This is a genomic window from Microbacterium sp. NPDC056003 (assembly GCF_042274785.1).
Taxonomy (GTDB): Bacteria; Actinomycetota; Actinomycetes; order Actinomycetales; family Microbacteriaceae; genus Microbacterium.
The window spans coordinates 69,552-92,932 of record NZ_JBHJXQ010000003.1 but is presented as its reverse complement, the minus strand read 5'-3'; the positions used below and the strand labels follow the sequence as shown (position 1 = coordinate 92,932).

Here is a 23,381-nt window from a genome sequence, read left to right as displayed (position 1 = left end):
CCCGGCCCGAGCGCGCCCTAGGCTGTGCGCATGACGCACGACCACGGCCATGCGCCCCAGCGACCCGGACTCACGCCGCCGGACTTCCCGTCCGCCCTCGCCCAGCCGCGGCACGCGGCGCCGGCGCTGATCCCCGCGGCGACGAGTTCGCCCACCGCGCTGCCGGTGTCGCCACGCCGGGGCCGCACGGCGCCGATCTGGATCGGCGGCCTGCTCGTGGTCCTGCTCGTGGCCCTGATCGCATACTTCCTCAACGCGCTCGGGCCCGCGGCATCCCTCATCGGAATGATCCTCGCCCTCGTCCCGCTCGCCGGCGTGCTGCTCGCGGTGCGGATCGTCGACCGGTGGGAGCCCGAGCCCGCCGGACTCGTCGTCTTCGCGGTCGCCTGGGGTGCGATCGCGGCAGTGGCCATCGCCCTCGGCGTGGACCTGGTGCTGTCGATGGTGTTCGGCCCCGCCTCGACACCTGCAGCCGATGCGCTGTCGGCCATCGTGCAGGCACCGATCGTCGAGGAGTTCGGCAAGGGACTCGGCGTCTACATCATCTTCGTGACGGCGCGGCGGGCGTTCGACGGTCCCGTCGACGGAATCGTCTACGGCGCGCTTATCGGCGCGGGGTTCGCCTTCACCGAGAACATCCAGTACTTCGCCGTGAGCTTCCTCGAGGGCGGGGCCGCCGACACGACCGTGACGTTCTTCATGCGCGGCATCCTCTCGCCGTTCGCGCACGTGATGTTCACGAGCGTCACGGGCTTCGCGCTCGGCCTGGCCGCCCGCCGGGGTGCGAGTGCCGGACGCGCGATCGGGCCGTGGATCGCCGGCATGATCGGCGCGACCGTGCTGCACGCGCTGTGGAACGGCTCGGCCGTGCTGGGCGACTTCTGGGCGCTGTACGTCACCCTGCAGGTGCCGCTGTTCGTGGGATTCATCCTCGGGATCATCGCCCTGCGCCGCGAGGAGTCGCGCCTCACCCGGCGCCGGCTCGGCGAGTACGCCGACGCCGGCTGGTTCACCGTGCAGGAGGCCGACATGCTCGCGACCGGAGCGGGCCGCAAGGCCGGGCTCGCCTGGGCGGGGACGCTGCGCGGCGACCGCACGCGCCTCATGAAGGAGTTCATCGCCGACGCCACGGCGCTCGCCGCAGCCCGCCAGCGCGCCATCAGCGGCCGCGATCCGCACGCCGCGGAAGACGAGCGGCTGCTGCTGCACCGCGCGACGGCGGCGCGCGCGGCCCTGTTCGCCCCGTAGAACCGGCGTGTCCCGGAGCGGGGTCTTGACATGTTCGCGGGGCCCCCTGCATCCTGGGGGCAGATCAACTCAGCGCTCGGTCGTTACGCAGGCATCGCCGCGACACCGAGCGCTGAGTCTTGTGCGAGGCGCCTCCCGCGCCGGGTGCTCGCGTTGACCCGGCGGACCCGCTCGGGTTGGATGGACACATGACTGACGACCGCACCAAGCCCGAGTTCGACGCCCCCGAGGGCCCCGCCCCCACCGAGCTCGTCATCCGCGACCTCATCGTGGGCGACGGAGCCGAGGCCAAGCCCGGCGACACCGTCACCGTCCACTACGCCGGTGTCGAGTACGAGTCCGGTGAGGAGTTCGACTCGTCGTGGAACCGCGGCGAGAGCATCCAGTTCCCACTCCGCGGCCTCATCCAGGGCTGGCAGGACGGCATCCCGGGCATGAAGGTCGGCGGCCGCCGCGAGCTCGTGATCCCGCCGCACCTCGCGTACGGCCCCGCCGGTGGGCACTTCCTCGGCGGTAAGACCCTGGTCTTCATCATCGATCTCATCGCGGTCGGCTGAGCCGCACGGCGACAAACGACAGAGGGGCGGATGCTGCGGCATCCGCCCCTCTTGCGTGCGCGCGGGAGGTGGTCGGCCGAGAAAATCTCTATTCATCGGAATAGATAGACGCGACCGTGGCGTTGGACTCCGTATGCCCGTCGCACACCGCGACTCACCGACACGAAGGACCACCATGACCGACACCGCCTCGACGCTCGACATCCCCGGCTACAAGACCGGCACCTGGGTGCTGGACCCTGCTCACAGCGAGGTCACGTTCAGCGTGCGCCACATGATGATCTCGAAGGTGCGCGGCACGTTCGGCATGAAGAGCGCCACGCTGGTCGCTCCCGAGAACCCGCTCGAAGCGAAGGTCGAGGCGAGTGTCGACGTGAGCTCGGTCGACACGAAGGATGAGGGACGCGACAACCACCTGCGCTCGGCCGACTTCTTCGACGTCGAGAACCACCCGACCATGGAGTTCCGCTCCACCGGTGCCCGCGTCGAGAACGGGGACTTCCTCGTCGACGGCGACCTCACCATCCGAGGCATCACCAAGCCCGTCACGTTCGACTTCGAGTTCGGCGGCTTCGGCACCGACCCGTGGGGCAACTACAAGGCCGGCGCCACCGCCAAGGCCGTCGTCAATCGCGAGGAGTTCGGCCTGACCTGGAACGCCGCGCTCGAGACCGGCGGCGTGCTCGTCGGCAAGGACATCACGATCACGCTCGACCTGCAGGGCGCGCTCCAGCAGGACTGAGCTCGGGTCCCGGCCGCTCGAGGGGGGCGGGGCGTTCAGCGTGAGATCGAAGGGGCGGGGGCTGCGGCCGTCGCCCCTTCGGCGTGTCCGCGTCGCCCGACACGCAGCCGATCCTGGGCGAGGAGGATGCCGAGGAACACCACGAGCGCGCCGAGCGGCTCGTTCCATGAGATGGTCTCGCCGAGGATCAGGATGCCGAGGATGACGCCGACGACGGGGGTGATGTACGTCACGGTCGACGCCCGCGTCGGACCCCACGCGCGGACGGTGTTCTGGTTCCAGACGTAGGCGATCCCGGTGCCCAGGCACCCGAGCAGGACGAGGCTGACGATGATCGGCAGGTCGAGCTGCACCGGCGTGAGGACGAGGAACGGCGTGAGCAGGGTCATCACGACGCCCGCCATGGCGATGTAGCCGAACGTGAAGGCCAGCGCCGACATCCCGGTGTTCGAGACGAACCGGCGCATGTAGGCGAAGCTGAAGCCGTAGCTGGCCGTCGCGCCGAGGATCGCGAGCTCCGCCACCAGGCTCCCGTCGAGCGAGATTCCCTGCCACGGCGCGATGATGACGACCACGCCCAGGATGCCGACGCCGATGCCGAGGACCTGCAGCAGCTTGAGCTTCTCGACGCGGAAGACGAGCCACGCCATGATCGCCGTCATGATCGGGATCGTCGCGTTGAAGATGCTCGCGACGCCCGAGCTCACGTGCTGCTGCGCCCACGAGAAGAGCAGGAACGGGACGACGCAGAACGTCAGCCCGAGAACGGTCAGATGACCCCACACGCGCAGGCTGCGCGAGAGCGACTCGCGCCGCAGCAGCACGAGCGCGCCCAGTGTGAGCGCACCGAGCAGGATGCGCGTCCAGGCGACCTGCGCGGGTGAGATGCCCGTCAGCGCCACCTTCATGAACAGGAAGCTCGCTCCCCACACGATGCCCGCGAGCACGAACTGAACGGTGATCCATCGCGCCGACGGCACGCCGCTCTCGCGCACCGTGGGGCTCGTCCGTGTCGTGGTCACGGCTTCACGGTACGCTCGCGCGCCGACGTCGAACGCGCTGGGCGGGTGCGACGTCCGAAATCCGCCGGTGTGCGGCCGTTCGGCTACGGCACCGGGTTCTCGGCGTCGTAGGCGCGGAAGCGCGGGCTGAGCCGCACCAGCGTCGCGACCAGGCCGACGATGACGAAGCCGCCGAGGAGCGGGGGGAACCACAGCGCGGTGAGCGTGGCGAGGGTGCCGGCATACAGGGCGCCCAGCCGCGGTCCTCCCGCGACGACGACGATGAAGACGCCCTGCAGGCGGCCGCGGATGGCGTCGGGCACAGCGGCCTGCACCATCGTGTTGCGGAAGATCGAGCTGACGTTGTCGGAGGCGCCCGACACCGCGAGCACGAGGCACGCCAGCACGATGAGCACGAGGTTCGGTGTCTGCGCGTCGACGCCGTCGGGTGCGAACCAGCCCAGCGCCGCCGCGCCGAGCACGAGACCGAGGGCGACGATCGACGTGCCGTACACCAGGATCGCCCGCTCGATGCCGAGCCCCTGGTGCCGCACCGCGCCGACGCGACCCGAGAACAGGCTCGAGCCGAACGCGCCGACGGCGACGGATGCGGTGAGCACGCCGGTCGTGATCGGACCGCCGCCCAGCAGCACGGCGCCGATGGCGGGGAAGAGCGCGAGCGGCTGCCCGAACGTCATGGCGATGATGTCGAGGATGAATTGCAGTCGGATGTTCGACGCCCGCCGCAGGAACCGCCAGCCGTCCCGCAGCGACTCGATACCCGGGCGCACCGTCTCGCCTTCGGGGCGCAGCTTCGGGAGCGTCCAGAGTCCGAGGAACAGCGACAGCATGAGCACCACGTCGAGCGTGTAGGTCCAGGCGTACCCGGTGAGTGCCACGAGGACGCCTGCCAGCGCGGGGCCTGCCATGACCATGATGCCGACCGTGATGCCGCCGAGGGCCGATGCCGCGGGCAGGAGCCGCCGGGGGAGGAGGCGCGGCACGATCGCCTGGCGCGTCGCCATGACGATCGAGTTGGCGGAGGAGTTGACGATGCTCAAGGCGTAGAGCCACCAGACCGTCTCGAGCTGCGCCCAGGTGAGTCCTGCCAGCAGCGCCGTGGAGCCGAACGTGATGGTCGCCGCGATCAGCGCGACGGCGCGGCGGTCGAACGCGTCGGCGAGCATGCCGCCGTAGATGCCCGCGAAGATCATCGGCACGAGTCCGGCGACGGCGATCATCGCCACGGCGAAGGTCGACCCGGTGAGGTCGTACATCTGCAGCATGATCGCCACGATCGTGAGCTGGCCGCCGAGGCCCGCGAGCGTGGAGCCGATCCACATCCGCGTGAACGCAGGGCTCTCGCGGAACGGGCTCAGATCGATGAGGTGGCTGCGGCGCTCCGTGTCGCTCACTCGTCGACCTCGACGCGCTTGATGCGCGCGGTGTGGCCGCGGAGGATCGTCACGCCGCTGCGCGGGACGCCGAAGTGCGCGGCGAGCGCCCGTACGACGCCGTCGTTGGCGGCGCCGTCGACGGCGCGCTCGCGCACGTAGACGACAAGAGCGTCGTCGGATGCCTCGACCAGCGGTCCGCGCCGGCTGCCGGGTTTGACGCGGACGGTGTACTGCATCCTTCGAGGCTAACCCGGCCGGCGGAGTGCGCGTCCGTCCCCGTACCGTCCGTCCCCGTACCGTCCGGGTCGTTCCGGCTGGTAGACTCTTGAGGTTGCCGTTTGATCGGCCGCGGATAAAGAGAGCTCACGCATCAGGCGTCGGGCACCGCGCAACGACGAGAAAGGGGATCACTTTATGGCACTGGAAGCAGACGTCAAGAAGGCGATCATCGAAGAGTACGCGACGCACCCCGGTGACACCGGATCCCCCGAGGTGCAGGTCGCGATGCTGACGCAGCGCATCAAGGACCTCACCGAGCACCTCAAGGAGCACAAGCACGACCACCACTCGCGTCGTGGGCTGTTCCTGCTCGTCGGTCAGCGCCGCCGTCTCCTGGGTTACCTCCAGGACATCGACATCAACCGTTACCGCTCGCTCATCGAGCGCCTCGGTCTGCGTCGATAAGGCAGAGCGAACCAGCGTTCAATCGCGCAAAACATTCTTGGAAGGCCTCCCCACGGTGTGGGGAGGCCTTCGTCATTCCCAGGTGCCGCGGCATCCGCTCTTCCGAATCAGGGGATTTGGCGCAGTCAGGACGGTTTCGACGATTCTGTCCTGATCTCGCCAGATCCCCTGATTTCGGGGGAGAGAAAGAGAGACGGCACAGGCGAGCGGATGCCGCGGCCTTCGGAGCTGCGGCGGTCCGGCGCCGTAGGCGGCCTAGGCTGCCTCGGCCGCGGCGAGCAGGCGGACTAGGTCGCTGCGGCGCCGCGGGAGGCGAGGAGGTCGGCGTGGTGGAGCTCGGCCACGTCGGGGTGCGCGCGCAGACGCGACTTGAGCGCGTTCTCGCCGTAGAGCGCGTGGATGGGGTTCGCCGGGTCCTGGGTGACTCCGCGCGCCTCCGCCGCGAGCTCGGGCGGCAGGTCGATCAGCGGCAGGCGCTTGTCGAGGGCGGGGTTGAAGAAGAACGGCACCGAGATGCGGTCATCCGGATAGGCCGGCGAGATCACCCGGTGGTTCGTCGCGACGAGGTAGCCCTGAGTCGCGTACTCCAGCAGCTCGCCGATGTTGACGACGAACGCACCCGGCACCGGCGGAGCATCGACCCATTCGCCATCGCGCTGCACCTGCAGGCCGCCCTTGCCCGGTTCGACCCACAGCAGTGTCAGCACGCCGGAGTCCTTGTGAGCGCCGACACCCTGCTGGGGCGTCGGGTCCTCCTTGCCGGGGTAGCGCACGATCTTGATCAGCGTCGAGGGCTCGCCGAAGTGCTCGTCGAAGTAGGTCTCGGGCGCGCCGAGCGACAGCGCCCAGGCCCGAAGGAGCTTGCGGGCGACACCGGACAGGTGGTCGTGCCACTCCGACACGACCTCGCGCAGCTCGGGCTGAGCCTCGGGCCAGAGGTTCGGCCCGACGAGACGGAAGAAGTCGGCCGCGCCCGGGTCGGCGACCGTCTCGCGCTCGGGGCCGATGTCGATCTGCTCGCGCCAGTCGACCTTGCCCTGCGTGCGCTCGCCGCCGATGCGCGTGTACCCCCGGAAGTGCGGGCTCTTCAGGTTCTCGATGGCGAGCTTGTCGGCTTCGGGGAGTGCGAAGAAGTCGCGCGCCGCCCGGTGCAGGCGCTCCTCCAGCTGCGGCGTGACTCCCGTGCCCGTGAGGTAGAAGAACCCGACGTCGTGCGTCGCCGCCCGCAGCTCGTCGCGGAATCGGGCGGCCGCCTCGGGGCCCTCGTCGAGCTGGGACAGATCGAGGATCGGCAGGGTGAGGTCGCTCATGTGCCGAGAGTAGGCGGATGCCGCGGCATCCGCTTCTTTGTTGCAGTCGATGACCATGCACCCGATCGACGACCCGACATCGCGCCGGCGGGACACGACGATGCTCGTGTCCGCGCAGCCCGGCGCCTGGGCGTCAGGCGCGAGCGGCCAGCACGAAGGGCAGCACCGGCCCGGCACCGGCCTGACGGAGCAGGCGACCGGCGACGGTGAGCGACCAGCGGCTGTCGACGAGATCATCGACGAGCAGGATCGGCGCGCCCTCCAGGCCGGCGATCGCCGACCGCAGCGCGGGACCGACGACGAAGCTCTCCGCCACTCCGGCCAGACGGTAGGCGCTGTTTCCGCCATTCCCGCCCGGACCTGACCCGGTGAGCTCCAGCGAGCCGAGCAGCGGCAGCCTGCCCACCTCGACGATCGTGCGGGCGAGCGAGCTCACCAGGCGGGGGTGCGTGCGCGACGGCATCGCCACCACCGCGGCCGGCCGGGCCTCCCAGTCCCACTCCGCCAGCACGCGCACGCAGGCGGACGCCATCGCCGGAGAGACCTCGGTGTCGGGCGCGCCGGGGGCGAAGAGCGCGCGCAACGGCCCACCCCAGCCGAGGTCGGTCAGACGCGCGAGCGCCCGCCCCGGCTCGAGACGCTCGTCGCGCGCGATGTTGCCGCGCAGCTCGAGCCCGAGTCTGGGCATGCCGCTCGGCCACTGTGCGCGCGGCTCGACCAGGACGCCCACGCGATCCATGGCGGCGCCGGCGGTGACTGTGGTGGCCGGGTCCACATCGGTCGGGTACCAGGGCGACGTGCAGTTGTCGCACCGCCCGCACGGCGCGGCGGCGGGGTCGTCGAGGGCGCGCTGGAGGAACTCCATGCGGCACTCCGAGGTCGTCTCGTACTCGATCATCGACTGCTGCTCGCGCGTGCGCGCGTCGGCGATCCGTCGGTAGCGCTCGGCGTCGTAGGTCCACGATGCTCCGGAGGACACCCAGCCTCCCTGCACGCGGTCGACCGCGCCGTCCACGTCGAGCACCTTGAGGAGCAGCTCGAGCCGGCTGCGGCGGATGTCGACGCGCGCCTCGAGCGCGACCGTCGAGAGCGGACCGCCCTCGTGGGCGAGCTCGTCGAGCACGGCGGACGCCTTCACCTCGTCGGGCATCGAGGCCGTCGCGAAGTACTGCCAGATCGCGGCGTCCTCGGGCCCGGGGAGGAGCAGCACGTCGGCTCGCTCGGTGGCGCGGCCGGCGCGGCCGACCTGCTGGTAGTACGCGACGGGCGTCGACGGCGCGCCCACGTGGATGACGAAGCCGAGGTCGGGCTTGTCGAAGCCCATGCCGAGGGCGCTCGTGGCGACCAGTGCCTTGAGCCGGTTCTCCTTCAGCAACCGCTCCGACTCCTCGCGTTCCGCGGTATCCGTCTGGCCGGTGTACGCACGCACCTCGTGGCCGGCCTCGCGCAGCAACCGGGCGGTGTCTTCCGCGGCCGACACCGTGAGCGTGTAGATGATGCCGCTGCCGGGCAGGTCGCCGAGATGGCTGAGGAGCCAGGCGAGGCGGGCCGCGGCATCCGGAAGTGTCAGCACACCCAGCCGCAGCGACTCGCGCGCCAGCGGGCCGCGGATCGTGAGCACGCCCACGCCCCCGGCGCCGAGTTGCTCCTCCACGTCGTGCACGACCCGCTCGTTGGCGGTGGCTGTGGTGGCGAGCACCGGCACGTCGGCGGGCATGCCGGCGATGAGGTCGCGGAGCCGACGGTAGTCGGGACGGAAGTCGTGCCCCCAGTCGGAGATGCAGTGCGCCTCGTCGACGACGAGCAGCCCGATGCGCGCCAGAAGGGCCGGCAGCTGCTCGTCTCGGAAGCGCGGGTTGTTGAGGCGCTCGGGGCTGACGAGCAGCACATCGAGCTCGTCGGCGCGCAACCGCGACAGCACGTCGTCCCACTCCGTCGGGTTCGCAGAGTTGATGCTCGCGGCGCGCACTCCCGCGCGCTCGGCCGCCGCGACCTGGTCGCGCATGAGGGCGAGCAGCGGCGAGACGAGGATCGTGGGCCCGGCGCCTCGGCGGCGCAGCAGCAGCGTCGCGACGAAGTACACCGCGGACTTGCCCCACCCGGTGCGCTGCACGACGAGCGCCCGGGAGCGGCCGTGCACGAGCGCCTCGATCGCCTCGAACTGGCCGTCGTGGAAGGTCGCGTCGTCGCGGTCGACGAGCCGGCGCAGCGCCGCCAGCGCCTCGGTATGCAAGTGGTCGGTCGTGTCGTCGCTCACCCCGCGACCGTACCCGGCAGGACCGACGTCGCGCGCATCGGTGGCCGCCGCACGCGGATCGGTGTCACCCGTTCTGGCGGGGATCGGGACGCGGGCGCACGGGCTTCGGAGCCTCGCGCGGGCGGCGAGATCCGGTCGGGTCGCTGCGGCGTCCCTCGAGTCCGGCGAGGGCGCGATCGGCGAACAGCCACGTGGGCCGCGGCTCGACGAGCGGTCGGAACACGCGCCGCACCGGCCGGGTCGCCAGGCCGAGCGCGATGAGCACCGAGGCGACGACGACGATCGGCAGCCACAGCCACGTCGGCTCGAGGTCGCGCAGCACGCCGGACTCCCGGAACGGGTAGAGGACGAACGAGTGCAGCAGATAGACGTACATCGTGTACTGGCCGAAGTGCGTCCACCAGTGGGTCCCGCGCGGGAGCAGCGCGAAGAACGCGGCGCTGAGCACGATCGCGGCCGCCATGAGCGCGAGTCGCACGCCGCCCGCCCACCACTCGGTGCCGCCGAGCGCCGCGTAGTTGTCGTCGTAGAAGAGCCACTCGCGCAGGTTCATGGCCCGCCAGCCGTCGACGAAGTACCAGGCCGACCACCCCGCCACCGCGAACACGGCCACCGCCGCGAGCGTGACGCTCCATCGGCGTCGCGCGAGCAGCCCGAAGCGCTCCACGACGTCGTGCTCGCGCAGCCACCAGCCGAGGGTGAAGAACGGGAGCAGGCCGAGCGTGCGCGAGAGTGAGAACGTCGAGTCGATGTTCGGCAGGTACCCGGCGCCGATCGAGATCGCCACGGTCCACAGCAGCGGCCAGCGCAGCAGCGCGAGGTACGGCAGCACGAGGCGGAAGATGCCGAGCGCCAGCAGGAACCACAGCGTCCACGACGGCTGGGTGAGGTTCGGGTTGGCGCTGCCCTCGACGATCCACTTCGTGAGCGTCCACAGGCCCTCGAAGATGAAGTAGGGCAGCAGGATGTCGGTGACGACGCGCGCCATCTGGCGGCGGTTGGGCGGATCCGACTTCGAGAAGTAGCCCGAGATGATCGCGAACGCGGGCATGTGGAACGCGTAGATCAGCAGGTACAGGCCGAGCGCGATGTCGGAGTCGTAGGTCAGCCGTTGCACGGCGTGACCGAGCACGACGAGCACGATGCAGGCGAAGCGGGCGTTGTCCCAGAACGGCGTCCGGCGCTTGGCGCGCGCGACGGCGGTGCTCCCGGTCAGCGGGGGAGCGGTGGAGGCCGCGTCGGAGGCGTTCGCTGGATCGGTCATGGCGCGTTGCCACCCTATCCTGGGGGTCTCGCCGCGCGCCGGTGCGCGGCCGAGAGCCGTCGATGACCCGAGGAGCGTGGGATGCCCGATTCCCCTGTCCTGTCCATCTCGAGCGGACGCCTGCGCGGTGTGCGGCAGAACGGGATCGATCGGTTCCTCGGCATCCCCTATGCGGCGCCTCCCGTCGGAGAGCTCCGCTTCCGCGAACCGGCTCCTCCCACCGCGTGGGAGGGGGAGCGGGATGCCTCGGCCTTCGGCCCCACGGCGCCGCAGACGGTCTATCCGCCGGCGCTCGCGCCCTACCTGCCGACCGTCGAGATCCCGGGCGCCGACGCGCTGACCGTCAACGTGTGGACGCCCTCCGATCGCGCTGAGCGTGAACCGCTGCCGGTCGTCGTCTACGTCCACGGCGGTGCGCTGACCCGCGGATCGGCGGCGCTGCCGATCTACGACGGAGTGTCGTTCGCACGCCACGGCATCGTGTACGTGTCCGTCCAGTACCGGCTCGGCCAGGAGGGCTTCGGGGTGCTCGACGGCGTGCCGCAGAACCTCGGCGTACTCGACCAGGAGGCGGCGCTGCGGTGGGTGCGCCGGGAGATCGCCGCCTTCGGCGGCGACCCCGGCCGCGTGACGGCGATGGGCCAGTCGGCCGGCGCGAACACGCTCACCGCCCTGCTCGCCCTGCCGCACGCCGGGGAGCTGTTCGATCAGGCCGTCCTGCAGAGCGGCCCCCTGTCGGCTCAGCCGTGTGAGAGAGCCGGCCGCATGTCGCGTGCGATCGCGAAGCGCCTCGGAGTGCCCGCCACACGAGAAGGATTCGCCGGTGTCGCACCGGAGGACCTCGCCGCAGCGCAGACCGCCGTCTCGGCGGGCGCGTCGCCGCTCGGCCGTGGTCCGTCGGTCGCGCTCGCGATCGGGGGTGCGGCGGTGCCGTCGAACCCGCTCGACGCTCTGCGAGGCGGCGCGGGGCGCGGCATCCCCGTCCTGATCGGCTCCACCAGCGAGGAGTACCGCCTGTGGTTCGTCCCGAGCGGTGCCGTGGAACGGGTCACCACGACCACCCTCACGCTGGCTCGTCTCGCCGCCCGCGTGCCGAAGCGGATCGTCGAGGCGCACCGCCGTCGTCGCCCCGGTGCGACTCCCGGCGAGCTGCTGGGCGAGGTCATGACCGACATCGTGCTGCGCGGCCCGATCACGCGCTTCGCCGACAGCCGGATCGAGGGCGCCGCACCCACCTGGGTGTACGAGTTCCGCTGGCGGAGCCCCGTCGACGGACTCGGCGCCGCTCACGCGATGGAGCTCGGCTTCGTGTTCGACCGGCTCGACACCCCGGACGCCGTCGCCCTCGGCGGCACCGACGGGCCGCGCGCGCTCGCCGACGCGATGCACGGCGCCTGGGTGTCGTTCATCCGCGACGGCGATCCGGGGTGGGAGCGCTGGTCGGAGCTTCGGCCGGTGCAGGCCTTCGATGCCGATGGCGGGCACATCGACTACGCGCCGCGTCAGGACGAGCTCGCGGGCCTTCCGGAGCGGTAGTCTGCCCCGCGATGACCACCATCGACGAGGCGCGCGACCAGGACCGCGCCATCCCCGACATCGACTGGCGGGTGTTCCCCGACGGCACCGAGCGCGACACCTTCGCCGCGCCCAGCGGCGGGCTCGCCCGGGTGCGCCTCGGGCCCGCCGATGCGCCTCGCGTGCTGCTCGTCTCGGGTGTCGCGGGGTCGAAGGAGGACTTCGTCCGGCTGTTCCCGCTCTTCGCGGCCGCCGGGTACCGAGTCGAGTCGTACGATCTCGCCGGACACTATCAATCGGCCGGCGCGGGTCCCCAGAACCTCGATCCGCCGCGCGACCACTACGACTACCGGCTCTTCCTCGACGATCTCATCGCCGTGCTCGAGGACGGACCCGCCCCGGTGCACGTGCTCGGCTACAGCTTCGCGGGCCTGCTCGCCGAGCTCGCGCTCACCGAGCGCCCCGAGCTGTTCGCCAGCCTCACGCTCATGGCGGCGCCACCGGCGACGGGGCAGGTCTTCCGCGGCGTGAAGCACATCGGACCCATCTCCGACATGCCGCCCCACCGTGCCGCCGGGCTCATCCTGTGGGGCATCCGCTACAACCTCAACCGCACGCCGCCGCTGCGCATCCAGTTCGTGCGGGAGCGGATGACAGTGACCGGCCGGCCGGTGATCGACGACGTCGTCGCGCTCATGATGACGATGCCCGACATCGCCGACGACGTGGCGGGCGTCGGCATCCCGAAGCTGATCGCGGTGGGCGAGCAGGACCTCTGGCCCACTGAGCAGCACGCCGCCTACGCGGAGCTCATCGGCGCGCGGATGGCCGTGTACCCGACCGGCCATGCGCCGTGCGAGACCGCACCGCATCAGCTCGTGCGGGACATGCTGGCGCTGTTCACGAGTTCCTGACCTGCGATCGGCCGAGGCCGCGATATCCGCCCGGGAATAACCTGGAGACGCACACGTTGCACGAGATACATTCATTTGCATAGAACCGTCCGGCGCCGGAGATCCCGGCAGGGCGCAGAAGCGGAGAGATCGTGAGCGAGAGCACCACGTGGCCGGGGATGCAGTTCGGCATCTTCACGGTGAGCGACATCACCGAGGACCCGACGAACGGCACCACCCCCAGCGAGGCGGAGAAGATCCGCAACACCATCACCGTGGCCAAGCACGCGGAGGAGGTCGGCCTCGACGTCTTCGCTCTGGGCGAGCACCACAACCCGCCGTTCTGGTCGTCGTCGCCGACCACGACCCTCGCGTACATCGCCGCGCAGACCGAGCGCCTCGTGCTCTCGACCGCGACGACGCTGATCACGACGAACGACCCGGTGAAGATCGCCGAGGACTTCGCGATGCTCCAGCACGTGTCGGGAGGACGCGTCGACCTCATGCTCGGCCGCGGCAACACCGGCCCGGTCTACCCGTGGTTCGGCAAGGACATCCGCCAGGGGCTGCCGCTCGCGATCGAGAACTACAACCTGCTCCACCGCCTGTGGCGCGAGGACGTCGTGGACTGGGAGGGGCAGTTCCGCACGCCGCTGCAGGGCTTCACCTCGACGCCGCGTCCGCTGGACGGCGTCGCGCCGTTCGTGTGGCACGGCTCGATCCGCACCCCTGAGATCGCCGAGCAGGCCGCCTACTACGGCGACGGCTTCTTCGCGAACAACATCTTCTGGCCCAAGGAGCACTACCAGCGCCTCATCGCGCTGTACCGCCAGCGGTACGCCCACTACGGGCACGGCACGCCCGAGCAGGCGATCGTCGGTCTCGGCGGCCAGGTGTACATGGCGGCGAAGTCGCAGGACGCCGTGTCGCAGTTCCGCCCGTACTTCGACAACGCGCCGGTGTACGGCCACGGGCCGTCGCTCGAGGACTTCAGCGAGATGACCCCGCTCACCGTCGGCTCGCCGCAGCAGGTCATCGACCGCTACGCGGCCATGCGCGACTACTACGGCGACTACCAGCGTCAGCTGTTCCTCATCGACCACGCCGGCCTCCCGCTGAAGGCGGTGCTCGAGCAGCTCGACATCCTCGGCGGCGAGGTCGTGCCGGTGCTCCGCAAGGAGCTCGCGCAGAACCGCCCGGCGGAGGTTCCGGATGCCCCGACCCACGCCGGTCTGGTCACGGCCGCGTACGGCGACGCGGCGCCGCGCCAGGCGGTGCCCGGTGCGAACCGCGGCGACAACCTGGTAGGGGACAGCCCCTACCAGGACACCCCGGCGCCCGCGGGCGCCGCGTTCGGTCTCGGCCGGAAGGAGGCGTGACATGACCTCAGCTGCTGGAGCGGGCGCGCCGCGCGCGGCCCGCCGCATCGCCGTCGTCTCGGCAGGCCTGTCCAACCCGTCCTCGACCCGGCTGCTGGCCGACCGCCTGTCGTCCGCGACCGTGAAGGAGCTCACCGCGCGCGACATCGCGGCCGAGGTCGACGTGTTCGAGCTGCGAGACTACGCGCACGACATCACCAACAACCTGCTCACCGGTTTCGCGCCGCCCGCGCTCGAGTCGATGGTGAACGCCGTCGTCTCGGCCGACGCGGTCATCGCCGTGACGCCGATCTTCTCGACGAGCTACTCCGGCCTGTTCAAGTCGTTCATCGACGTGCTCGACCCGGACGCGCTCACCGGCAAGCCGGTGCTCATCGGCGCGAACGCCGGCACCGCCCGCCACTCACTCGCGATCGACTACGCCATCCGGCCGCTGTTCACGTACCTCCACGCCGAGCCGGTCTCGACGGGTGTGTTCGCCGCGTCGAGCGACTGGGGCGCCGCAGGCGATCAGGTCGCCCCGCTGGGCGAGCGCGTGGACCGCGGCGCGCGCGAGCTGGCAGACGCCATCGCGCGCCGCGAGCCTGCCGGGAACGCGGACCCGTTCGACCCGGCGAACTACCTCGGCGAGGGTCGATCCTTCGGGCATCTCCTCGGCGGCCTGGCCGGGGAGTAGCTCTCAGCCCAGCACGACGTCGTCGGCTGTGCGGAGGGGGCGCCACGCGCTCTCTCCGCGCACCGCGACCGGCTGCAGCACGTCCGCGTCGACGAGCGGCCCGAAGCCGACGCCGGTCAGGACCTCGATGTCGGCGATCGGCACCTGGAAGGTGCGGAAGCCGCCGAGTCCCGGCACGGTGAGGACTCCCTGCGACGTGTCGATCAGGTCGGACTGGTCCAGAACGAATCCCGCCGCCTCGAGGCGGGGCCGGCCGTTGTCGGCGCCGCCGGACGACGCCCAGGCCGCGACCTTGAAGAACCGCCGGGGGATCTGCACCCCGCGGTACCCGGGATCGTCGTGCGCCAGCACCGGCGCAGTGAACACGCTGACCCGCTGATCGGTGGTGTCGGCGTATGCCAGCACGTGGTCTTCCAGCCCCAGCCACAGCTCTTTGGACTGGTTGAACGCACCCGCCTGAGGGGCGGCATTGGGGTACGCGAACGTCGCCTCGGTCGCCGCGCGCGCCTCGGCGACCGTGCCCCACCCCGGGTCGCGCCGACGCACGAGATGGCCGCGGTCGAGGTCGTTGCCGGCGTAGACCGCGGGGCCCGCCTGCTCCGACGCGGGCACGCGCGGGTCGAGCCGCCACTCACCCGTGCGCGGGAGGTCGCGGAGGGTCGAGCCGTCGATGTTCACCCCCGTCATCATCGCGAGGCGCCGCACGGGATCGAGCAGCACCGTGAACCGCGGGTAGGCGAGGTCGCGCACGGCGTCGTCGCCCTGCGACCGGGGAAGCGGCACGGGGGTGCCGAGGAAGCGGTCGTCGTATCCCGTCCAGGTCGCGTCTGCCACGGCTCCATCCTGTCGGTCGCCGCCGACGGCGAGAATCACCCGCCCGGATCCGCTCCGGTGCCACGCCGCCGCCACGACCGCGTGAGCACGGCATCGAGCAGCAGGCCGGCGGCGACGGCGACCACGATCGACACGACGACGGCGACGGTCGGTCCGCCCGGCACCAGACGGGCGACCGCGGCGCCGATGAGCGCCTGATAGGCGGCCCACGCGGTCGCGGCGGCGGCGACCACCGCGGTGTAGCGGGGAGCGGGGACCCGGGTGGCGCCGGCCACGAGGTTGACGGCGAGGCGCGCGAACGGGATGAAGCGCGCCGTGAACACCACCGTGCCGGAACTGCGGTCGAGGCGCGCGCCCGCCCACGCGAACGCCGCCCGCGCCCGCGCGGTGCGCATCCACCGCCACCGCTCGAGCCCCACCGACCGCCCGATGAGGTAGCAGCCCGCGTCGCCCAGGACGGCGGCGACAGCGGCGACGATGACGACGGCGGCGAGCGGCGGCGTGCCGGCGGTCACCGCGAGCGCGCCGAAGGCGGTGACGACGGCCTCTCCCGGCACGACGACGAGGAATGCGTCACCGAGCACCAGGGCGAACAGCAGCGGAAGCGCCCACGGACCGGCCGCGATCGCGGTCAGCAGCTCCTCGGTCACCCTTCCTGGCTACCAGTCGACGGTGAACCGCCGGCGAACGCCCGGTGCTCGCCGGGCTCGGAGATGACGCCAGGGCGAGGATCGCGTGAACACTGCCGGTCGAACGCCGGTTCGCGGCATCCGTCTCCTCTGTCGCCGTCACGCTGAGATCGTGAGAGTCGCACTGCTCGCCGAATCGTTCCTGCCCCACATGAACGGGGTGACGGGCTCGGTCCTCCACGTGCTGCGGCACCTGAAGGACGAAGGACACGAGACCCTCGTCATCGCCCCTCGAGCGGGTGAGGTCCGCGCGGACCTCCACGGCGCCCGCACCGAACTGCTGCGCTCGGTCCCGCTGCCCGGATATTCCGACGTACGCGTCGTCTTCGCCCGCGCGGCCCGGCTGAGCGCCATCCTGCGCGGCTTCCGTCCGGATGTCGTGCATCTCGCGTCCCCCTTCGTCCTCGGTCGGCAGGGGGTGGCAGCCGCCGACGCGCTGCGCATCCCCGCCGTCGCCGTGTATCAGACCGACGTCGTCGCGTATGCCGAGAAGTACGGGATGCCGCGGGCCACAGCCCTGGTCGAGCGCCATGTGACGCGCCTTCACCGCCGGGCGACCATGACGCTCGCGCCGTCGTCGGCGTCGGTGCGGCAGCTCGAGGCGCTCGGCGTCGATCGTGTGCGCCGGTGGGGCCGGGGCGTCGACGCGGAACGGTTCTCGCCCGAGCGGCGGAACGAGGAATGGCGCCGCACGGTGGCGCCCGGCGAAACGGTCATCGGGTATGTCGGACGCCTCGCGCCCGAGAAGCAGGTGCAGGATCTCGCCGCGGTCGCCGACCTGCCGGGCACGCGGTTGGTGATCGTGGGCGACGGCCCCGCGAGACCCGCGCTGGAGCGCGCACTCCCGCGTGCCGTCTTCACCGGCCACCTCGACGGAACCGCGCTCGCCGAGGCGCTCGCCGGCTTCGACGTCTTCGTGCATCCGGGGGAGAGCGAGACCTTCGGTCAGACCATCCAGGAGGCCCTCGCGAGCGGCGTGCCTGTCGTCGCCACCGGCGTAGGCGGCCCCGTCGATCTGGTGCGGTCCAGCATCGACGGCTGGCTGTACCGGCCCGGCGACCTGCGAGATCTGCGCGACCGGGTGGCCGACCTGGTAGGCGATGAGAGCAAGCGGCGGGCCTTCGGGGCCGCCGCGCACTCGTCGGTGCGTCACCGGTCCTGGGATGCGGTGTGCCGTGAGCTGGTCGAGTACTACGAAGACGCCCGGATGCTGCGCCCCATCGACGACGCTCTCGTCCTGCGCTCCGCCACCCGGCCCTCGGCTCCGCCGCGACCGACCGCCGTGACGCGCTGGTCCCGCTACGTCGCGCTGGGCGACTCGCTGACTGAGGGGCTGTGCGACACGTCGCGGATGCCGCCGGGCGAGCACCGCGGCTGGGCCGACCGGCTCGCCCAGCTGCTCGCGCACGAGGGGCCGGCGACCGAGCCGTTCCGGTACGCGAACCTCGCGGTCCGCAGCCGGCGGGTCCGTCACCTCGCCGCCCAGCAGGTGCCCCGGGCGCTGGCGCTGCGGCCCCAGCTCGTCTCGGTGCTGATCGGAGCCAACGACCTGGTCGCGCGGCGGGTCGACATCCCGGCGATCGTCCGCGAGCTGGAGAACGCGGTGCGGACGCTCCGCGAGGCCGGCATCGACGTGCTGCTCGTCACCCCGTTCCTGCCCCGGCGCCGTGCCGCCCGGATGTTCGCGCGCCGCTTCGCGACGTTCGCGTCGGAGCTGCGGGGCATCGCAGAGCGGACGCACGCCCTGCTGCTCGACCTGGAGGCCGTTCCCGCGATCGGCGACCTCGACCTGTGGGCGCACGACAAGGTGCACCTGCGCTCCCGGGGCCATCGCTTCCTCGCCTACCGAGCGGCGGACGTCCTGGGCGTCCGCGATGCCGAGGCCCTGGGAGGGCTCGACGCCGCACTCCACGCGGACGACGACGCGCCGGCACCCGGCTCGTGGCTCCGCCGCGACGCGCTGCCGTGGGTCTGGCGGCGGCTCCGCGGCCGCACGGCGGGCGACGGCCTGGCGCCGAAGCACTCGGGGTACGTCGTCATCGGCGGACGCGGCGGCGTCCGATCGCGCGCGGCAGCACCCTAGGGGCCGGCGCGCCAGGCGTACTCGGACTCCGGTCGTCCGGGGGCGCCGTAGCGCGGCGAGCGTGCGACGGCGCCCACCTCGGCGAGGTGCTCGAGGTACCGCCGCGCCGACACCCGCGACATGCCGAGCCGCTCCGCGGCCTCGACGGCCGACACGGGCCCGTGCGCGCGCACGTCTTCGGTGATGCGCGTGAGCGTCGCGGCCGACAGGCCCTTCGGCAGGGGGACGACGGCGGACGGGCGGAGCGCCCCGAGCAGCGCGTCGATCTCGGCCTGGGTGGCGCTGCCCGCGGTCTCGTCGGCTCGCTGCCGAAACGCCCGGTACTGCTCCATGCGTTCGCGGAAGAGGGCGAAGGCGAACGGCTTCACGAGATACTGGGCCACGCCGAGCCCCACCATCTGACGCACCACGTCTGCCTCGCGCACGCCCGTGATCGCGACGACATCGACCCGCGAGCCGCGCGCACGCAGGTGCCGCAGCACGTCGACCCCGGTGCCGTCCGGCATCGTCATGTCGAGCAGCACGAGGTCGAAGTCGTCGCCGCGGTCGACGAGCGCCGTAATCGCGGCGCGCGCGCCGGTGCACTCTCCGGTCACCTCGAAGCCGTCGAGCCGCTCGACGTACGACCGGTGCAGCTCGAGCGTCAGGGCGTCATCGTCGACGAGGAGAACGCGGATCACGGCGACCCCGCCGGAAGCAGGACCGTGAAGACGGTCGGCTCGGCGGAGATCTCGACCGTCCCGCCCGCGCCGTCGACGATCGAGCGCACGAGGGCCAGCCCCACGCCGCGCCCTTCCGCACCGGCGGGCTTGGTCGAGAACCCGTGCTCGAACACGCGCTCGGCGAGTTCGTCCGGCACCCCCGATCCGCTGTCGGAGACGGCGATCCGCAGACGGCCGTCGTCCGCCGCGGTGAACTCCACGCGGACCCAGCGGGGCGGCTCGCCGACCGCCGCCGCGTCGAGGGCGTTGTCGATGAGGTTGCCCACGACCGACACGGCGTCGACGGGGGACAGCGGGCTGCGCGGCGCCTCGGGATCGATGTCGGCGCTCCACTCGAGACCGCGCTCGCGGGCCTGTGCGGACTTGCCGAGAAGCAGCGCGCCCACGGTCGGATCGCCGTGCCGGCCCGCGGCGACCTGGTCCACGAGCACCTGGCTCTGCCGCGAGGTCTCGGTGAGCAGATCGATCGCCTCCTGCGTGCGACCGAGCTCGAGCAGGGAGACCGCCGTGTGCATCCGGTTTCCGTGCTCGTGGGTCTGGGCCCGAAGCGCCTCGCCGAGCGTCCGCATCGACTCGTACGACGCGACGGCGTCGCGGATGGTCCCTGCGGGAAGGTCGCCGGCCACGCGGCGGGTCGTCTGGCGGGCGAGGACCGCGCCCAGCAGCCCGGCAGCGAGCACCGCCAGCGTGATCATGACGACGAACGGCAGGCGCGGCACGATGTCCGACGCGATGCTGCCGATCGTCACTCCCACCGCCACCCAGCCCACCACCTCACCGTCGCGCACGATGGGGGCGATCGTGCGCACCGACGGCCCCAGTGTGCCGGTGAACTCCTCGGTGGCCGTTGCGGCCGATCCGGGGATCGTGCCGATGTACGTGCGCCCGATCTCAGCCGGATCGCGGTGCGTCACGCGCACGCCGTCCTGTGTCATGATCGTCACGAAGTCGACGTGCGCGTGCTCCATGACATCGACGGCGACCGGTTGAAGACGAGCGGATGCCTCGGCCTCGGTCACGTCCGACACGACCTGCGGCATCACGGCGAGCGACTCGGCCACCGCGCGCGTGACCTCCTCCGCCTCGGTGCGGGCGGCGCGCTGGGCGTCGAGGATCAGCACGACGGCGAGCACGGCCACCAGCGCAGCGACCGCCACCACGACCGTGAGGAAGACGCGCGAAGCGGCGCTGCCCTGCGGGGTCGCCTCGCCCATGAGTCCTCCTGGTGCGGATGGCGCGGCATCCGCTGCGACCAATACGACCACAACTCGTCGCGGCCCGCGACGCGCCGCACGCTGGTGTCACCGGCGGGACCGATGCCCGCCGGATCTGGACAACGACGTTTCACCAGGAGGCGATGATGGCTCTTTCCACACGGACGACTTCGTTCACACTGCCCGGCTTCAACTGGAGACGCGGCAAGCGATCGTGGGACAAGCACACGTGGCTCTATGTCTCCGTGATCATCGCCGTCGTGCTGGGCGCGATCGTGGGCCTCGTCTGGCCGGAGGTCGGTGTGGCGCTCAAGCCCCTGGGCGAGGCGTTCGTCGGACTCATCAAGATGATGATCGCCCCGATCATCTTCTGCACGATCGTGGTCGGCGTCGGCTCCATCGCCAAGGCCGCGACGGTCGGAAGGATCGGCGGGCTGGCGCTGCTCTATTTCATGGTCATGTCGACCTTCGCGCTGGCCATCGGCCTCGTCGTCGGGAACCTCCTCCACCCGGGCGAGGGACTGAACATGGCGAACGCGACGTACGAGGCGACGGCGGAGGCGAAGTCCACGCAGGAGTTCATCCTCGGCATCATCCCCACCACGTTCTTCTCGGCCTTCACCGGCGAGAGCGTGCTGCAGGTGCTCTTCATCGCGCTGCTCGTCGGCTTCGCGCTGCAGCAGATGGGCGCGAAGGGCGAGCCGATCATGAACGCCGTCAAGCACCTGCAGGCGCTCGTCTTCCGCATCCTCGGCATGATCCTGTGGCTCGCGCCGATCGGCGCGTTCGGCGCGATCGCCGCGGTCGTCGGCAACACCGGCGTCGCCGCGATCTGGGCGCTGGGCACCCTCATGATCGCGTTCTACATCACCTGCGTCGTCTTCATCGTCGGCGTGCTGGGGACTCTGCTCTACGCGGTGACGCGGGTGAACATCTTCAGCCTGGTGAAGTACCTGGCCCGCGAGTACCTGCTGATCGTCGGCACGTCCTCCTCGGAGTCGGCGCTGCCCCGTCTCATCGCGAAAATGGAGCACCTCGGCGTATCCAAGCCGGTCGTGGGCATCACCGTTCCCACCGGCTACTCGTTCAACCTGGACGGGACGGCGATCTACCTGACCATGGCATCGCTGTTCATCGCGAGCGGCATGGGCGCTCCGATGTCGATCGGCGAGCAGATCGGGCTGCTGGTCTTCATGATCATCGCCTCGAAGGGTGCGGCCGGAGTGACCGGAGCGGGTCTGGCGACGCTTGCGGGCGGCCTCCAGGCCTACCGTCCCGACCTGGTCAACGGCGTCGGCGTCATCGTGGGCATCGACCGCTTCATGTCGGAGGGCCGCGCGCTCACCAACTTCACCGGCAATGCGGTCGCCACCGTCCTCATCGGCACGTGGACGAAGGAGTTCGACGCGTCGCGTGCCCGCCGCGTGCTCGCGGGCGAGCTTCCCTTCGACGAGACGACGCTGTCGGGCCACGACCACGACGGCATGTCGACCGATTCCGGCGCCGTCGACCTACGAGGCCTGGAGGAGGCCGCCGTCGCCGAGGCCGGGGCGAAGGAGGAGCGGTCGCGACAGCGCGAGCTGCTCAGCCGCTGAGCGACCGACGGGCCCGTCTGCGCGTGCGCAGACGGGCTCACCGCCGTCCGGAGGTCTTGCGGTGACCCGTGAGTCGGCGCGCGGAGTCCGTCGCCGGGATCTCGCGGCGCGAGAGCACCGCTGCGGCGAAGAAGCAGATCGCCCCGATCGCCGTGCCGAGGTTCGTCCACCGCTCGCTGACCAGGTCGCCGGTGGAAGGCACCACATACGCAGCCACCGCCGACACGCCGAAGGCGATCGAGCCGAGCATGTTGAGACCCGTGCCGTGCCAGGTGCGCGCATCGCGATCCCAGAGCCGCTCGCGCTCCCGTGTAGCCGCCACCGCGAGCGCGCTCGAGATCAGGAACGCCGCCGATCCCCAAGCATCGGGTCGCCACCCCACTCCGACGGCGTCGGGCCGGGCGATCGCCGCCAGCAGGGCGCCCAGGGTGGAGACGTTGAACAGCAGGGTGCCGGCGAACTGGATCGCCGCCGCCCACCAGTCGGCGCGGTCGGCGCGATTCGTATCGCCCCTCGGCGGGCGGCGACCGCTCAGCACCAGCTGGATCAGCGCGGCGAGCGTGAAGAAGATCGACCCGACGAAGAAGGTGACGTTGGTCCAGACGGTCCCCGCCCAGTCCGCATAGAAGGGCAGCGAGCCGGCCAGGAAGCACAGCGACCCGATCGCGAAGCCCCAGGCCTCACGCCGCAGGCGCGTGACCCGGTCGGTGCCGCTGCTCACGCCCCCGGATCGAGCTCGCCCGACTCGATCGCCGATTCGCGCTCCTCGAGGTCGAGTTCGTCCATCTGATCCTCGACGGACTCCATCGGGTCGAGCGTGGCCGGCGGCAGCTCGAACTCCGTGTCGTCGTCGAGCGGCACGTCGCGCTCGTCGTCGGGGATGCGCTCCCGGAAATCACTCATGCCGACTCCCCGGTCACCCGCTCTTGCGGCGGAACTCCCGCTTGGTCACGGCGCCATGCGTGCCGTGAACGGCGGAATCGCCGTCGAGGTGCTGCTCGCCTTCGCGGTGCTGCGAGTTCTTCTTGTCGAGTGCTTCCTTGAACTTGCGCTTCATCTCATCGGATGCCGCGCCCGCCGGCTTCTCGTCGGTGCTCATGACCCCACCCTAGGCACGGGGCCGGTCGGGCGCCAGGCATTTCCGCCGGAACGGGCGCGCACTGGTAGGATCGGGAAGGTTGCCCTCGCGGCATCCGCTCAATTCAACATGAGCTCACGGAGCAGGCCGGCAGCTAGCTGGTCCCCTGTGGTGGTCTCCTCGTCGCTCCGCGCCGGGTGGATTTCTACTGGTGGCCAGTGCTGGCGACATCCGCGGCGATCG

Annotated in this window: 23 protein-coding genes; 10 read left to right on the top strand and 13 right to left on the bottom strand. The window is 71.3% G+C overall.

Annotated features, from left to right (window positions below):
• The first annotated feature begins 30 nt into the window (after positions 1–30).
• The 3 genes from ACFC1W_RS12820 (at position 31) to ACFC1W_RS12810 (ending at position 2,547) form a co-directional block, all read left to right on the top strand.
• A complete protein-coding gene (locus tag ACFC1W_RS12820; protein ID WP_375993106.1) occupies positions 31–1,248 on the top strand; it encodes a PrsW family intramembrane metalloprotease in 1,218 nt (405 codons plus the stop codon).
• 188 nt (positions 1,249–1,436) lie between these two features.
• Positions 1,437–1,805, top strand: a complete 369-nt coding sequence (locus ACFC1W_RS12815; RefSeq protein ID WP_241113108.1) for an FKBP-type peptidyl-prolyl cis-trans isomerase — start codon at positions 1,437–1,439, stop codon at positions 1,803–1,805.
• A 175-nt stretch (positions 1,806–1,980) separates the two neighbouring features.
• The gene (locus ACFC1W_RS12810; protein ID WP_375993103.1) at positions 1,981–2,547 is read left to right on the top strand and encodes a YceI family protein; all 567 of its coding nucleotides are present in this window, start codon (positions 1,981–1,983) and stop codon (positions 2,545–2,547) included.
• Between the two features lie 35 nt (positions 2,548–2,582).
• Here the strand turns inward: ACFC1W_RS12810 and ACFC1W_RS12805 are convergent, their stop codons facing one another.
• From ACFC1W_RS12805 to ACFC1W_RS12795, 3 genes are all read right to left on the bottom strand, one after another.
• Positions 2,583–3,569, bottom strand: a complete 987-nt coding sequence (locus ACFC1W_RS12805; RefSeq protein WP_375993100.1) for a DMT family transporter — start codon at positions 3,567–3,569, stop codon at positions 2,583–2,585.
• 83 nt (positions 3,570–3,652) lie between these two features.
• On the bottom strand, positions 3,653–4,963 hold the full coding sequence (locus ACFC1W_RS12800; protein ID WP_375993097.1) for an MFS transporter: 1,311 nt from the start codon (positions 4,961–4,963) through the stop codon (positions 3,653–3,655).
• Positions 4,960–5,181 (bottom strand): DUF167 domain-containing protein, encoded by a 222-nt coding sequence (locus tag ACFC1W_RS12795; protein WP_241113105.1) that lies wholly within the window; start codon positions 5,179–5,181, stop codon positions 4,960–4,962. The genes ACFC1W_RS12800 and ACFC1W_RS12795 overlap by 4 nt, the downstream gene beginning before the upstream one ends.
• Before the next feature lie 178 nt (positions 5,182–5,359).
• On the opposite strand from ACFC1W_RS12795, the gene rpsO reads away from it, so the two are divergent.
• Positions 5,360–5,629, top strand: coding sequence for a 30S ribosomal protein S15 (rpsO, locus tag ACFC1W_RS12790; protein ID WP_005048780.1), 270 nt, complete (start codon positions 5,360–5,362; stop codon positions 5,627–5,629).
• Positions 5,630–5,916: 287 nt separating this feature from the next.
• On the opposite strand, the gene ACFC1W_RS12785 is transcribed toward rpsO, so the two are convergent.
• The 3 genes from ACFC1W_RS12785 to ACFC1W_RS12775 all read right to left on the bottom strand — a co-directional run bounded on the left by ACFC1W_RS12785 (position 5,917) and on the right by ACFC1W_RS12775 (position 10,460).
• Positions 5,917–6,939, bottom strand: a complete 1,023-nt coding sequence (locus tag ACFC1W_RS12785) for an isopenicillin N synthase family dioxygenase (protein ID WP_375993094.1) — start codon at positions 6,937–6,939, stop codon at positions 5,917–5,919.
• A 133-nt stretch (positions 6,940–7,072) separates the two neighbouring features.
• Positions 7,073–9,196 carry a RecQ family ATP-dependent DNA helicase gene (locus ACFC1W_RS12780; protein WP_375993092.1) on the bottom strand — a complete coding sequence of 708 codons (2,124 nt, stop codon included), beginning with the start codon at positions 9,194–9,196 and terminating at the stop codon, positions 7,073–7,075.
• Between the two features lie 64 nt (positions 9,197–9,260).
• Positions 9,261–10,460, bottom strand: a complete 1,200-nt coding sequence (locus ACFC1W_RS12775; RefSeq protein ID WP_375993090.1) for an acyltransferase family protein — start codon at positions 10,458–10,460, stop codon at positions 9,261–9,263.
• 81 nt (positions 10,461–10,541) lie between these two features.
• Here ACFC1W_RS12775 and ACFC1W_RS12770 point away from each other — a divergent pair, with 81 nt between their 5' ends.
• The 4 genes from ACFC1W_RS12770 to ACFC1W_RS12755 all read left to right on the top strand — a co-directional run bounded on the left by ACFC1W_RS12770 (position 10,542) and on the right by ACFC1W_RS12755 (position 14,923).
• The gene (locus tag ACFC1W_RS12770) at positions 10,542–11,996 is read left to right on the top strand and encodes a carboxylesterase/lipase family protein (RefSeq protein WP_375993087.1); all 1,455 of its coding nucleotides are present in this window, start codon (positions 10,542–10,544) and stop codon (positions 11,994–11,996) included.
• Positions 11,997–12,007: 11 nt separating this feature from the next.
• Positions 12,008–12,889, top strand: coding sequence for an alpha/beta fold hydrolase (locus tag ACFC1W_RS12765; RefSeq protein WP_375993086.1), 882 nt, complete (start codon positions 12,008–12,010; stop codon positions 12,887–12,889).
• Positions 12,890–13,047: 158 nt separating this feature from the next.
• Positions 13,048–14,247, top strand: coding sequence for an LLM class flavin-dependent oxidoreductase (locus ACFC1W_RS12760; RefSeq protein ID WP_375993978.1), 1,200 nt, complete (start codon positions 13,048–13,050; stop codon positions 14,245–14,247).
• Position 14,248: 1 nt separating this feature from the next.
• Complete coding sequence (locus ACFC1W_RS12755; protein WP_375993083.1) at positions 14,249–14,923, top strand: FMN reductase; 675 nt, start codon at positions 14,249–14,251, stop codon at positions 14,921–14,923.
• A gap of 3 nt (positions 14,924–14,926) precedes the next feature.
• Here ACFC1W_RS12755 and ACFC1W_RS12750 read toward each other — a convergent pair whose 3' ends face one another.
• Both ACFC1W_RS12750 and ACFC1W_RS12745 read right to left on the bottom strand, forming a co-directional pair.
• On the bottom strand, positions 14,927–15,757 hold the full coding sequence (locus tag ACFC1W_RS12750) for a DNA/RNA non-specific endonuclease (protein WP_375993080.1): 831 nt from the start codon (positions 15,755–15,757) through the stop codon (positions 14,927–14,929).
• 35 nt (positions 15,758–15,792) lie between these two features.
• Positions 15,793–16,407 carry a DedA family protein gene (locus ACFC1W_RS12745; RefSeq protein ID WP_375993078.1) on the bottom strand — a complete coding sequence of 205 codons (615 nt, stop codon included), beginning with the start codon at positions 16,405–16,407 and terminating at the stop codon, positions 15,793–15,795.
• A gap of 151 nt (positions 16,408–16,558) precedes the next feature.
• Here ACFC1W_RS12745 and ACFC1W_RS12740 point away from each other — a divergent pair, with 151 nt between their 5' ends.
• Entirely contained in the window at positions 16,559–18,529 is a 1,971-nt protein-coding gene (locus tag ACFC1W_RS12740; protein WP_375993077.1) for a GDSL-type esterase/lipase family protein, read from the top strand.
• Here the strand turns inward: ACFC1W_RS12740 and ACFC1W_RS12735 are convergent.
• Both ACFC1W_RS12735 and ACFC1W_RS12730 read right to left on the bottom strand, forming a co-directional pair.
• Positions 18,526–19,209 (bottom strand): response regulator, encoded by a 684-nt coding sequence (locus ACFC1W_RS12735; protein ID WP_375993074.1) that lies wholly within the window; start codon positions 19,207–19,209, stop codon positions 18,526–18,528. The genes ACFC1W_RS12740 and ACFC1W_RS12735 overlap by 4 nt on opposite strands.
• A complete protein-coding gene (locus tag ACFC1W_RS12730) occupies positions 19,206–20,465 on the bottom strand; it encodes an ATP-binding protein (RefSeq protein WP_375993072.1) in 1,260 nt (419 codons plus the stop codon). Before ACFC1W_RS12730 ends, ACFC1W_RS12735 begins: the two co-directional genes overlap by 4 nt.
• Positions 20,466–20,611: 146 nt before the next feature.
• Between ACFC1W_RS12730 and ACFC1W_RS12725 the strand changes: the two genes are divergently transcribed.
• The gene (locus ACFC1W_RS12725) at positions 20,612–22,060 is read left to right on the top strand and encodes a cation:dicarboxylate symporter family transporter (RefSeq protein ID WP_375993070.1); all 1,449 of its coding nucleotides are present in this window, start codon (positions 20,612–20,614) and stop codon (positions 22,058–22,060) included.
• 37 nt (positions 22,061–22,097) lie between these two features.
• Here ACFC1W_RS12725 and ACFC1W_RS12720 read toward each other — a convergent pair whose 3' ends face one another.
• Genes ACFC1W_RS12720 through ACFC1W_RS12710 form a run of 3 tightly spaced genes read right to left on the bottom strand, consistent with a single transcriptional unit; the run spans position 22,098 to position 23,159 of the window.
• Entirely contained in the window at positions 22,098–22,781 is a 684-nt protein-coding gene (locus ACFC1W_RS12720; RefSeq protein WP_375993067.1) for a YrhK family protein, read from the bottom strand.
• Positions 22,778–22,963, bottom strand: a complete 186-nt coding sequence (locus tag ACFC1W_RS12715; protein WP_191763114.1) for a hypothetical protein — start codon at positions 22,961–22,963, stop codon at positions 22,778–22,780. The genes ACFC1W_RS12720 and ACFC1W_RS12715 overlap by 4 nt, the downstream gene beginning before the upstream one ends.
• 13 nt (positions 22,964–22,976) lie before the next feature.
• Positions 22,977–23,159, bottom strand: coding sequence for a DUF5302 domain-containing protein (locus ACFC1W_RS12710; protein ID WP_191763112.1), 183 nt, complete (start codon positions 23,157–23,159; stop codon positions 22,977–22,979).
• Positions 23,160–23,381 lie beyond the last annotated feature (222 nt).